We start from the raw sequence: 12,568 nt of genomic DNA, 5'->3' as shown, positions 1-12,568 counted from the left end.
TAAATTAAAATATAATTAATATATGGAGGTTGTTAATTTGATAAAATTTCATAAAAGTTATAATAAACTTTTTCTAAAATATGTACGAAGAGCTATTGATGATTATAATATGATAGAACCTACAGATAAAATAGCTGTAGCCCTTTCTGGTGGAAAAGATAGTATATTCTTATTATATTGCCTACAACTTATTAAACTAACAGCTTTTAAAAATATAAGTATAGTAGGAATAAACATAGATTTAGGTTTAGGCATGAATTTAGATCCTCTAATAAACTTTTGTAAAGAAAATGAAATAGAATTGATTATAGAAAAAACTAATATAGGTGATGTTATATTTAATGATCGTAAAGAAAAAAACCCTTGTTCTCTTTGCTCTAAACTTAGAAAAGGTGCACTAGTTAGAGTTGCAAAATCTATAGGTGCAACCAAAATTGCATTAGGACATAATTGTGACGATGTAATTGAAACTTTATTTATGAATGTACTTAAAATAGGTAAAATGGGTACCTTTCATCCTCACGTAACCTATAAAGATAAATATGTTCACATTATACGACCTTTAGTGTATTTAAGAGAGGATCTTATAAAATCTTTGGTAGAACAATATAATTTACCAGTAATACAAAGTAATTGTCCTGAAGATAAAAAAACCACTAGAGAAGAAATGAAAAATTTAATAATAAAATTAGAAAATCTATATCCTGAATCTATAGATAGAATCTTAACTTCACTATCAAATGTAGATATGTTAAATTTATGGAAACAAAAATAAAACCCTATGCACTGCATAAGGTTTTATTTTTATAACTTTATTTAAAAAGTTCTTATTAATACATTCCGTCCATTCCCATTCCTGGAGCTGCTGGCATTGGATTTTCCTTTTCTGGAATATCTGCTACAGCTGCTTCTGTAGTCAAGAATGTAGACGCTATAGAAGCTGCATTTTGTAATGCTGATCTAGTAACCTTAGTAGGATCAACTATACCAACCTTTAACATATCTACATATTTATTATTTAAAGCATCATAACCTACACCTAATTCGCTAGCTTTAATTTTTTCAATAATTACAGAACCTTCAACTCCTGCATTATTAGCAATTTGTCTTAATGGCTCTTCTAAAGATTTTTTTATAATATCTACGCCTAATTTAATATCCATTACATTAGATGTTAAATCAGACATTTTAGGTATTATATCAATATAAGCTGTTCCACCACCTGGAACTATTCCTTCCTCTACTGCTGCTTTTGTAGCTGCAAGAGCATCTTCTATTCTTAATTTTTGTTCTTTAAGTTCAGTTTCTGTAGCTGCTCCAACTCTTATAACAGCAACTCCTCCTGCTAATTTAGCAAGTCTTTCTTGGAGCTTTTCTTTATCAAATTCAGAAGTTGTGTCTTCTATTTGTACTTTAATTTGAGATACTCTTTCGCTTATAGCATTTTTATCTCCCCTACCATTTACTATAGTAGTATTTTCCTTACTAACTTTTACGCTGTCAGCTCTTCCTAACATATCTATAGTAACATCTTTTAATTCTCTTCCCAATTCTTCTGAAACTACTACACCACCAGTTAGTATAGCTATATCTTGAAGCATTTCTTTTCTTCTATCACCAAATCCCGGAGCTTTAACTCCTACACAAGTAAATGTTCCTCTTAATTTATTAACTACTAATGTAGCTAAAGCTTCTCCTTCTATATCTTCACCAATAATCAATAATTTTTTACCTTGTTGAACTATTTGTTCTAATATTGGTAATATCTCTTGTATGTTAGTTATCTTCTTGTCTGTAATTAATATATATGGGTCATCTAGTAATGCTTCCATTTTTTCAGTATCAGTTACCATATATGGACTTACATAACCTCTATCAAATTGCATACCTTCAACTACTTCTAATTCAGTTCCCATAGATTTAGATTCTTCTACAGTTATAACTCCGTCATTTCCTACCTTTTCCATTGCATCTGCGATTAATTTTCCTATTTCTTCACTAGCAGCTGAAATTGCAGCAACTCTAGCTATGTCTTCTTTTCCATTTATAGGCTTTGATATAGCTTTTATTTCTTCTACTGCTTTTGATACAGCCATTTTTATTCCTTCTCTTATTTGTATAGGATTAGCTCCTGCTGTAACATTTTTCAATCCTTCTCTTATTATAGCTTGAGCTAAAACTGTAGCTGTAGTAGTACCGTCTCCTGCTACATCATTAGTCTTTGTAGCAACCTCTTTTACAAGTTGAGCTCCCATATTTTCATATGCATCTTCAAGTTCTATTTCTCTAGCAATTGTAACACCATCATTAGTGATTAATGGTGAACCAAATTTTTTATCTAAAACAACATTTCTACCCTTAGGTCCAAGTGTAACTTTTACTGTATTAGCTAGCTTATCAACACCAGCTTGCATTGCTCTTCTAGCTTCTTCTCCAAATAATAAAGTCTTTGCCATTTACATTCCCTCCTATTTTTTTAATTATTAGCCTTCTACTACTGCTAATATATCATCTTGCTTTAAAATAATTACTTCTTCTCCATCAAGTTTTATCTCATTACCTGCATATTTTGAGAATAATACCTTATCCCCTACTTTAACTTCCATTTTTGTTTCTTTGCCATCAACTAATCCACCAGGTCCAACAGCTAAAACCTTTGCTACTTGTGGTTTTTCCTTAGCTGCTCCAGGTAAAACTATTCCGCTTTTTGTAGTTTCTTCTGCTTCTACTGTTTTAATAACGACTCTGTCTCCAAGTGGTCTAATATTCATTTAAACCCCTCCTTCAATTTATTTATAAATTAAATATTTTTAACTCTTATATTTTGTTAGCACTCTTAATCGTTGAGTGCTAATACAATTATTATAATAGATAATTATATGCATAATATCAAATATTAAATACCTAGTAATTAAGTTAATTTTATTGATTATTTCAATTTATTTTAGTTTATATCGTTATTTTATCATTTTAATATTATTTTCTATGTTATTCATATATATCTATTATTATCACTTAATAGTATATTTTATACATAATTTTGGATAAAATATAAATATATAATTTTTCTATGAAAGGAATTAATATTATGTACAAAAGAAATTTTATTATAAATATTATATCATCCATATTAATATCTATAATATTTATAGTTCTATCCATAAAAATAACTCTTAGTTATAAAACATTATACTACAATGATATATATAATCTATTCATATATAAAGATGTCGACTTAACTATAGATCAAATAAAAAACATTTATGATTATTTAATCTATTATTTAAATTCCCGTAAAAATATCGATTTTATATTACCTTATTTACCTTCCTCTAAAGAAGGAGTAATTCATTTTAAAGAGGTAAAAAGTATAATATTGAACATATATAATATATTTAATGTTTCACTAATTATATCATTACCTTTAATTTATACAAATTTAAAAAATAAAAATTTAGAGTTTTTAAAATATTCTTCTATTTTATTGCTTTCTTTTCCTTTATTACTAATTCCTTTTTCTCTAAATTTTCACAAAAGCTTTGATATTTTTCATAGAATGTTTTTTGCTAATGATTACTGGTTGTTTGATCCAATTAAAGATCCAATAATCACTTTATTACCAGAGCAGTTTTTCTTTCACTGTGCTTTTCTAATTACATCTTTAATAACCTTAAGCGGAATGATTAACATTTATTTATATATAAAATTAAAAAGTAAGCTTTAAATCATATTTTAGACTTAAGCTTACTTTTTTTCTAATTTTTTTATTATTTTTTCTCCTTTTAATATTCCTAATATAAATAGCAAAGTAGAAATTACCGCTATTACTATTAATATAGGCTTTTTACCTTGATTAATATTTGCTCCAAAATAAGATGAAACTATCACACCTGGAATTCTTCCTATAGTAGATAAAACAAAAAAATCTTTAGTTTTTATATCAGATACACCACATATATAACCTAATGCATCCTTAGGAATACCTGGTATTAAATATAATAAAAATACTACTAGATTTATTCTACCTATATTTAAAACCCTATCAAAAAATTTTAAATTATTTGTAGAAATTATTTTTTGAACTAATGGTCTACCGTATAATCTTGATAAAGTATAAACCAACATGCTTCCTATAGTAATTCCTATTATTGAAAATACTGTTCCAAGAAAAGTTCCATAAATGTATCCTCCAGCTATTTGAATAACTTCTCCTGGAATAAAAAAAGCTATAACTTGAATTACTTGAAAAATTAAAAATACTAAAATACTGTAGTTCCCATAAGATAATATTATTTTTTTTATTTTATTAGGATCTCTTAATATTGAAATATTTTTATAATATTCGTATCCTGCAAAAGCAATAAATATAAATACTAGAGAAAGTATTATACTACCTTTATTTTGTTTTATAAATTCTTTTAAGACTTCTACATTTTCTCTAATTTTTTTTTGCATTTGAATCCCCTTCAACAAAATAATTAGTTTAATTTATATAATATAATATCACAAATTTTAATTTAATATAATTTAAATTTTTTTAAATTTTTTCAATAATTTAATTCTCTTAATATTTTTTTGTAAAATAAATAGCATAAAAAACACTAAGCTTTACTTTAAGTAAAACTTAGTGTTTTTCATTTTACTATTTATTATTCATATTTATATTTTTAAAACTAGACAATTTTTTATTATCTATTACAGATTTTTCTTTAGATTCTTTACTAAATTTAGCTAATGGGCCTTTTGCTTTAATAATAGATGTATTAGCAGCTGGTCCTCCTATACATCCTCCATCACACATCATACCTTCTATAAAGTTATGAGGTAATTTACCCATTTTAGCTAGCATAATTGTCTTTTTAATCTGTTCTCTACCACTAACCTTTAATGGATTAAATTCTATATCTACATTTTTAGATTTCACATAGTTTTCTACCGAGGCTGTAACTCCACCACTTTCTGCAAATCCCCTACCAAAACTTGAAGCGTCATCCACATCAACTTCATCACAGGTTCCTACCTCTATATTTAGCGCACCAAATAATGCTGCTATTTCTTCAAAAGTTATTACGTAATCTACAGCATCCTTTAATTCTGGTCTTTTAATTTCGCTTTTTTTAGCTATACAAGGTCCTACGAAAACTACACAAGCATCCTTATCCATATTTTTAATCATTCTTCCTGTGGCTATCATTGGAGATACTGTGTTAGATACATTACTAGCTACATCTTTATATTCATTTTCTATATATTTTACAAAGCTTGGACAACAAGACGTAGTCATATATTTTTCACCATTTTTCATTCTTTCTATAAACTCTGAAGTTTCATTGACAGCTACAGCATCTGCACCACAAGCCGCCTCCACCATATCTATAAATCCTGCTTTTCTAAAAGCAGTTTTCATTTGTCCAACACTTGATTTAATTCCAAATTGACCTGTAATTGCTGGTGCCACTACTGCATATACTTTTCTTTTTTGTTTTAACAAATTTATAACCTTTACTATATAACTTTTATCTGATATAGCACCAAAAGGGCATGCTGCTACACAAGAACCACAGTTTATACACTTAACATCTTCTATCATGGCTCTTCTATTTTCTGGATTTATCTCTAAAGCGCCTGTTGGGCACACTTTCTTACAAGGCCTCATTACTTCTACTATAGCATTATAAGGACATACTTTTTTACATAGACCACATTCCTTACATTTATTTTGATCTATATAAGACTTTCCATTTATCCTTGCAATGGCTTTAAATGAGCATACTTCCATACATTTATGTTGAACACAACCCCTACACGCCTCTGTTACTGTAAATCTATTTATAGGACATTTATCACAAGCTGAAGATAGTACATATACTATTTGCTCTTCATCTTCCACACTATGTAAATCATTGGTCAAATTATCATCTGGCTTAAAACAAGCTGCTAATTGGGATTTTTCATAAACTATTATCCTTTCCCTATATATACAACATCTATACTCTGCCTTTTCGGTATCTAATATTTTATATGGTATTTTCATCATTTCTAATTTGTTCAAATTGTCATCTAGAGCAAGTTTACATACTTCTTTCAATACTGAATACTTTATTTTTTTTAATTCCGTTTCAAAAATCATATTACCCCTCCCCCAAAAATAATAAACAAAATATTCTAACTCTCAAATTATATCAAATAACCCAAGAATTAATCTACAACTTGTTGTAATTTTTTAAAAATTTCTTAATATCTAAACCTCTATTTTATTCTCTCTAGCATAATAAAATAAATATTGCTGAGCAAATCCTGAGAGATCACCAAATTTGTCTCTTCCAAATTCTCTTATTTTATTAAGAGAAACATCTGGTGCTAAATAAAAGTGCTGCATTGCCCTCTTAACCCATACATCCACAGGAAAAGCTGAATATTTTTCCATAGAAAAAAGCATAATACAATCAGCTACCTTAGGTCCAATACCTTTAAATTTTTTTAATTCATTATGACATAAGTCATCTATCTGATTTTTTATGTAGTTTATATCAAAATCTTTTAAATATTTTTCATTTTTTTCATTATAACTTCCATATATTTTATCTACAGTATCTTTTATATATTTTGCTCTAAATCCAGTTCCACATTGTTCTAATTCTTCTTCAGTAGCTTCACTTAATCGATTTATTGTAGGAAATGAATAATATATATTTCCTTTATAGTCTATGGCCTCTCCCCATTTTTTAGATATATTTTTTATGGCTCTTTTTATCATAGGAATTCTATTATTAGCTGAAATTATAAAGGATATTATTATTTCAAAAGGTTCTTGTTTTAATAATCGTATTCCATATCCATACTCTATAGATTTTTTTAATATTTCATCCTCACTTAATTTGTTTTTAATTTGTGAGTAATCTCTGGATAAATCAAAATATTCACACCACAACTCTTCAAATTCTTTCTTAGTAGTATTATATATTATAATATCAAATCCATCCTTCAAAACTTCTATTACTTTTCCATAAGCTACACCTATATATGAACCTGAAGGTTGCGTTTCCCATCTAAAGCACTGACCACATTCAAAAATATGCTTGGGTTCAAAGTTTTTTACGTTTTTTATTTTTATTCCATTATCTAACTCATAAACTTTATCAAAATCCATATAATCCCTTCTTCTTTCTTATTTGATAAGTACTTAACCTTTTTAATATTACTTAAATTATGATTTTACATAATTACATATAAATATGACTCTCTTTTTATCAAAAGAGAGTCTAAAATAAATCTTTTTAGCACTATTTTTGTTAATAGCGTAACAAAAAAAATTCCCGAAGGTCTTTAATTTTGTTATGTCACATAATAAAATTTGTTATTTCTTATTAAGTAGGCAAGTTAATGTTAAAAGGCTATCACTTAAGTGTACATTTTCCACTACTATATCCTCTGGTACTACTAAATCTACCGGAGCAAAATTCCAGATACCCTTTATTTTGTTATCTACTAAAATATCACACACCTTTTGAGCATTCGTATTCGGTACTGATACAATTGCTATATCGATGTTTTCTTTTTGCAAGTATTGAGCTAAGTAATCAATGTCCATTATTTCTTTTTCTCTTATTTTTAAACCAATCAATTTAGGATTTAAGTCAAATAGAGCTTTAATTTCAATCCCCAATTTTGGAAACCTAGTATAGTTAGCTAACGCTTGACCTATGTTACCTGCACCTATTATTATCACATTATATGGTGAATTTAATCCTAAAATGTTATTTATTTGATGATAAAGTTCATTAACATTATATCCATATCCTTGTTGACCAAAATCTCCGAAGCAATTTAAATCTTGCCTTATTTGAGATGCGGTAAATCCTATTTTTTCACTTAGTTCCTTTGAAGATATTCTATCCACATCATTATTTAATAACTCGCTCAAATATCTATGATATTTAGGTAACCTTCTTATAACTGCCATTGAAATATTTTTTTTTCTTTCCATAATTCACCTCGTAAATATCATGTTTTACAGTCTCTTCATAATTATATTGTATCATATAATTATGTATTATACATCATTTTAATAAACTGGATATAAATATTTTACATTATTTAATAGAAAAAAATCAAATATGAATCATAAATACTATAAATTTTTTTCATAACATAGTAAAATAGTACTTATTAAGGATGGTGAATTATATGACTGTATTAAGTTGCAAAAATATAATAAAAACTTATGGTGTAACTTTAATTTTAGATAATATAAATTTTAGTATAAATGAAGGAGAAAAAGTTGGATTAATAGGACCTAATGGTGCTGGAAAATCTACTTTATTTAAAATTCTTATTGGGAATTTAGAACAGGATAGTGGAGATATATTCATAGATAAAAATAAATCTTTAGGTTATTTAGCACAGCATCTATCTTTAAAATCCTCTAACACAATTTATCAAGAGATCTTACACGTATTTCAAGATCTAATAAATTTAGAAAAAAAATTAGAAAACTTAGAAAAACTTATGAAAGAGCCTTATGATGAAGATAAAAAAGAGTATCATAATAAAATAATAAAAGATTATAGTACTTATACGGATTTATACATAAATAGAGGTGGATATACTTATAAAGGAGAAATTCACAGAGTACTTAAAGGTTTAGGATTTTCAGAGGAAGACTTCAATAAAGAAATTAATATATTAAGCGGTGGACAGAAAACTAGAGTAGCTTTATGTAAACTTCTACTTAAAAACCCTGATATACTACTGTTAGATGAGCCTACTAATCACCTAGATTTAGAAGCTATTTCTTGGCTTGAAGAATATCTAAAATCCTACAAAAATACTGTACTTATTATATCCCATGATAGATATTTTTTAGATGAAATAACCACTAAAACCTTCGAACTTATTAATGGACATATAAATTCTTATAATGGGAATTACTCTAAATACATAGATCTTAGAAAAAAAGAATATGAAACGAAATTAAAAGCCTATGAGCTTCAACAAGAAGAAATTAAAAGACAAGAAAAAATTATTGAAAAATATAGATCTTTTAATAGAGAAAAGAGTATAAAAGCTGCAGAAAGCAGACAAAAAGCTTTAGATAAAATCGAAAGGATAAATGCACCTGATAAGTTACCTAAATCAACTAATATTACTTTTAAGACAAAAATTAAGAGTGGGAATGATGTTTTATTCATAGAAAATTTAAATAAAAGTTTTGGTAAAAAAAAGCTATTCAATTGTGTAAATATGGATATAAAAAGAGGCGAAAATATAGCTTTAATTGGTGAAAACGGTCGTGGTAAAACTACATTATTTAAAATAATAATGGATAAACTTCCTTTAGATTCTGGTACAAAAGTAATAGGTAAGAACGTGTTAATAGGATATTATGATCAAGAACAATCTGACTTAAATGAAAACAAAACTATATTAGATGAAGTATGGGATTCATTTCCTGACATGACTACTACTGAAGTAAGAAATGTTTTAGCTTCATTTTTATTTACTGGTGATGATGTTTTTAAAGAAATATCTAAATTAAGTGGTGGTGAAAAATGCAAAATAAATTTACTAAAACTTATGTTATCTAAATCTAACTTTTTACTTCTAGATGAGCCTACTAATCATTTAGATATAATGTCTCGAGAAGCATTAGAGGATGCAATTTTAAACTATGATGGAACGGTACTTGTAATATCTCACGATAGATATTTTTTAAATAAAGTTATAAATAAAATTTATGAATTAAATGAAAATGGTATAAGCGAATACCTAGGAAACTATAGCTATTATATTCATAAGAAAAATAATCCTACAAGATTTCAATATGATGAAATAGCTACCGCCAACACCAAAACAAAAACTCAAATTCAACAAGAAAGGAAAAAGAAACGTGAAACCCAAAAAAAAGAAAAAGAATTGAAAAATAAGATTAAAAACTTAGAAGATTCTATAATGAATTTAGAAGATTCTATAGAAAATCTTCAAGCACAACTTTGTCTTGAAGAAGTATATTCTAATCCTGAAAAAAGTCAACAAGTAAATAAAGAAATTAGTGAAAAACAATCCTTACTGGAGAGTCTCTACAGTCAATGGGAGGATTTGTCTTAATTAAAGAGTTTTCGTTTTATACGAAAACTCTTTAATTTTTTATATTCCTAATACTTCTTTTATCTTTCTAACATTACTTCTACTAACAGGAACTTCAGAATTTTCTTCATCATCCATAACTACTTTATAAGTTCCGTTAAACCAAGAATATAATTCCTTTATATTATCAATATTAACTATATAACTTCTGTGAACTCTAAAAAAATTAGTTTTACTTTCTATCTCTTTTAAAGTATTGTTAGTGATATATTGCTTATCTTTTAACTTTACATAAGTTTTGTCCTCTGAAGTATAACAATAATATATATCCTTGGTCTTAACTAAAATTATTTTTCCGTTACGTTCACAGGGTATTTTCTTTAAGACATTTTTTCCCTCTTCAAGTTTATTTAATATTTCATCCAAAACTATTGGCACTTTTTCTGTGGATTTTTTCTCTATTCTATGTATGAGTCTATCTATAGTAATATCTATTCTAGATTCATCAAAAGGCTTTAATATATAATCTAAAGCATCTATCTCAAAAGCACTAACTGCATGTTGTTCGTAAGCTGTTATATATATGATATTTATTTCTTTATTAAATTTCTTAATTTTTTTTCCTACACTTATACCATTTTCTATAGGAATATTTACATCCATAAAAATTACATCTGGGTTTATTTTTTTAGCTAAATCATGAGCTGTTATACTATCTTTGGCTATACTTAAATTATCAATAAAATCATATTTAGATAAGATATATTTAAGTTCTTCTATAGCTGGGTCCTCATCTTCTACTATAAGTGCTTTAATTTTTCTCAACTTTAATAACCTCCTTGGGAATATAAAAACTTACTTTAGTTCCTTTATTTAAATGACTCTCTATATATAAATTATTATCTTCCCCATACAACAATTTCAATCTTTTACTTACATTAAATAACCCTATTCCTGGCCAATTTTCTAATACTTCTTTAAGTCTCTTCTCTGTCATTCCCATACCAGTATCCTCTACAGTAAATTTTATTTCATCCCTTTGTTGTACAGCCATAATTTTAACCTCTCCTCCTTCTGGTTTTATCAAAATACCATGCTTTATGGAGTTTTCTATTATGGGCTGTAATATAAATAACGGCATTTTTATATTCATTAATTCTTCTGAAATATTTTTACTTATAATTAACCTTTCTCCAAACCTAGCTTTTTCAATAGACAAATAAGAATTTATAAAATCTAGTTCTTCTTTTAATGTAACAAAATCTGTTTCCTTTTTTAAAGTTTGCCTAAAATAATTAGAAAGATCTAATATTAATTTTCTTGCTTTATTAGGATCAATTCTACAAAAAGATGCTATTGTATTTAAAGTATTAAATAGAAAATGAGGATGAATTTGAGCGCTTAATGCTTTAAATTCAGCTTTTGCTCCTTCCTGTGCTAATTGGTCTAATTCATATAATTCAATTTGTGTTGCTAAAAGAGAACTTAATTCTTTGCAAAATTCTATGAAATATTTATCTATTTTACTAAGCTTTATACCTAACCCAATTACAAATTTAAAATCTTTTTCCTTTATATATATGGGTATACAGTAAAATTTTTTCCTGCTTTGCACTAAATTTATTACTGCATAGTTTTTGTACTTACAATAATCTTTTATACTACCTTTCAATTCCCCTTCATCTATATTCTTACCTAAATAAGATACTACATCTTTTCCATCAGATATAAATACCCCTTTTGTATCTATCATTTCATATATAATATTACAAACCTTATATGCTATATCTTTATTAAATCCATTTCGCAGATAAATAGATGTTCGTTTAGCTATATTCAACGCCTTTTGCAGCTGAATAGCACCTATTTCATTGTAACGTTGTTGTGTATTATTTATTATATTTATGAATATGGCTACTCCAACAGAATTTATTATTATCATTGGAAAAGCTATAATTTTTTCTAAATTTAAAGCATATTCATAAGGTTTAGAAATCAGTATTATTATAACCATTTGTAGTATTTCTGCAACTATAGCCGAAATAAAACCTATAGATATACTTAACTCATCATTTTTTAAAAATTTACTTCCTATTCCACCTACTAATCCTTCTACTATAGTAGATATAGCACATGCCAATGCTGTATATCCTCCTAACGAGTATCTATGTAGCCCTGCTATAATTCCTACAATAATACCAACTATAGGGCCGCCTATATATCCTGCAACTATAGCTCCTATGGGCCTTGTATTAGCCAAAGCGTAATGTTCTACATTTACTCCAGTATAGGTTCCTAATATAGATAAAGTACTAAAAAATAATATCATTATAATCTTATTTTTTAAATTTAATTCTTCCTTTATTAAACCTTCAAATGTTCTAGTTTGACTATATAAATAAGCAGCTATTCCTATCAATGACATGCTCTCTAATAATTGTATATAAATCATAAATCCTACTCCCTATTTTTTTAAATAACT

General features: G+C 26.9%; 11 protein-coding genes. 3 read left to right on the top strand and 8 right to left on the bottom strand.

The window, feature by feature from the left end; genetic code table 11:
* Window positions 1-37 precede the first annotated feature (37 nt).
* Window positions 38-775 carry a tRNA lysidine(34) synthetase gene (locus tag BN1711_RS02095; RefSeq protein WP_050606550.1) on the top strand — a complete coding sequence of 246 codons (738 nt, stop codon included), beginning with the start codon at window positions 38-40 and terminating at the stop codon, window positions 773-775.
* 55 nt (window positions 776-830) lie between these two features.
* Here the strand turns inward: BN1711_RS02095 and groL are convergent, their stop codons facing one another.
* Both groL and groES read right to left on the bottom strand, forming a co-directional pair.
* Window positions 831-2,456, bottom strand: coding sequence for a chaperonin GroEL (groL, locus tag BN1711_RS02090; protein WP_050606549.1), 1,626 nt, complete (start codon window positions 2,454-2,456; stop codon window positions 831-833).
* A gap of 27 nt (window positions 2,457-2,483) precedes the next feature.
* On the bottom strand, window positions 2,484-2,771 hold the full coding sequence (gene groES / locus BN1711_RS02085) for a co-chaperone GroES (protein WP_050606548.1): 288 nt from the start codon (window positions 2,769-2,771) through the stop codon (window positions 2,484-2,486).
* A 299-nt stretch (window positions 2,772-3,070) separates the two neighbouring features.
* Between groES and BN1711_RS02080 the strand changes: the two genes are divergently transcribed.
* The gene (locus tag BN1711_RS02080; RefSeq protein WP_050606547.1) at window positions 3,071-3,724 is read left to right on the top strand and encodes a TIGR01906 family membrane protein; all 654 of its coding nucleotides are present in this window, start codon (window positions 3,071-3,073) and stop codon (window positions 3,722-3,724) included.
* 20 nt (window positions 3,725-3,744) lie between these two features.
* Here the strand turns inward: BN1711_RS02080 and BN1711_RS02075 are convergent, their stop codons facing one another.
* The 4 genes from BN1711_RS02075 to BN1711_RS02060 all read right to left on the bottom strand — a co-directional run bounded on the left by BN1711_RS02075 (window position 3,745) and on the right by BN1711_RS02060 (window position 7,987).
* Entirely contained in the window at window positions 3,745-4,473 is a 729-nt protein-coding gene (locus BN1711_RS02075; protein WP_129582112.1) for a TVP38/TMEM64 family protein, read from the bottom strand.
* A 169-nt stretch (window positions 4,474-4,642) separates the two neighbouring features.
* Complete coding sequence (locus BN1711_RS02070) at window positions 4,643-6,130, bottom strand: 4Fe-4S dicluster domain-containing protein (protein WP_050606545.1); 1,488 nt, start codon at window positions 6,128-6,130, stop codon at window positions 4,643-4,645.
* Window positions 6,131-6,241: 111 nt separating this feature from the next.
* Entirely contained in the window at window positions 6,242-7,150 is a 909-nt protein-coding gene (locus BN1711_RS02065; protein ID WP_050606544.1) for a DNA-3-methyladenine glycosylase family protein, read from the bottom strand.
* 207 nt (window positions 7,151-7,357) lie between these two features.
* Window positions 7,358-7,987, bottom strand: coding sequence for a redox-sensing transcriptional repressor Rex (locus BN1711_RS02060; protein ID WP_050606543.1), 630 nt, complete (start codon window positions 7,985-7,987; stop codon window positions 7,358-7,360).
* A gap of 200 nt (window positions 7,988-8,187) precedes the next feature.
* On the opposite strand from BN1711_RS02060, the gene BN1711_RS02055 reads away from it, so the two are divergent.
* On the top strand, window positions 8,188-10,107 hold the full coding sequence (locus BN1711_RS02055; RefSeq protein ID WP_050606542.1) for an ABC-F family ATP-binding cassette domain-containing protein: 1,920 nt from the start codon (window positions 8,188-8,190) through the stop codon (window positions 10,105-10,107).
* 39 nt (window positions 10,108-10,146) lie between these two features.
* Here BN1711_RS02055 and BN1711_RS02050 read toward each other — a convergent pair whose 3' ends face one another.
* Both BN1711_RS02050 and BN1711_RS02045 read right to left on the bottom strand, forming a co-directional pair.
* Window positions 10,147-10,911: a LytR/AlgR family response regulator transcription factor gene (locus BN1711_RS02050; protein ID WP_050606541.1), complete on the bottom strand. Its 765-nt coding sequence runs from the start codon at window positions 10,909-10,911 to the stop codon at window positions 10,147-10,149.
* Entirely contained in the window at window positions 10,898-12,538 is a 1,641-nt protein-coding gene (locus BN1711_RS02045; RefSeq protein ID WP_050606540.1) for a LytS/YhcK type 5TM receptor domain-containing protein, read from the bottom strand. The genes BN1711_RS02050 and BN1711_RS02045 overlap by 14 nt, the downstream gene beginning before the upstream one ends.
* Window positions 12,539-12,568 lie beyond the last annotated feature (30 nt).

The sequence above is a fragment of the Clostridium niameyense genome, assembly GCF_001243045.1.
GTDB classification, from domain to species: Bacteria; Bacillota; Clostridia; order Clostridiales; family Clostridiaceae; genus Clostridium_F; species Clostridium_F niameyense.
Note: the sequence above shows the minus strand (reverse complement) of the source record. Positions and strands in the feature narration are given on the sequence as shown.

What these genes read in the sequence shown, in the direction of transcription:
- groL (WP_050606549.1), bottom strand. Translation starts at nt 2,456, where the DNA reads ATGGCAAAGACTTTATTATTTGGAGAAGAAGCTAGAAGAGCAATGCAA.
- groES (WP_050606548.1), bottom strand. Translation starts at nt 2,771, where the DNA reads ATGAATATTAGACCACTTGGAGACAGAGTCGTTATTAAAACAGTAGAA.
- BN1711_RS02080 (WP_050606547.1), top strand. Translation starts at nt 3,071, where the DNA reads ATGAAAGGAATTAATATTATGTACAAAAGAAATTTTATTATAAATATT.
- BN1711_RS02070 (WP_050606545.1), bottom strand. Translation starts at nt 6,130, where the DNA reads ATGATTTTTGAAACGGAATTAAAAAAAATAAAGTATTCAGTATTGAAA.
- BN1711_RS02065 (WP_050606544.1), bottom strand. Translation starts at nt 7,150, where the DNA reads ATGGATTTTGATAAAGTTTATGAGTTAGATAATGGAATAAAAATAAAA.
- BN1711_RS02060 (WP_050606543.1), bottom strand. Translation starts at nt 7,987, where the DNA reads ATGGAAAGAAAAAAAAATATTTCAATGGCAGTTATAAGAAGGTTACCT.
- BN1711_RS02055 (WP_050606542.1), top strand. Translation starts at nt 8,188, where the DNA reads ATGACTGTATTAAGTTGCAAAAATATAATAAAAACTTATGGTGTAACT.
- BN1711_RS02045 (WP_050606540.1), bottom strand. Translation starts at nt 12,538, where the DNA reads ATGATTTATATACAATTATTAGAGAGCATGTCATTGATAGGAATAGCT.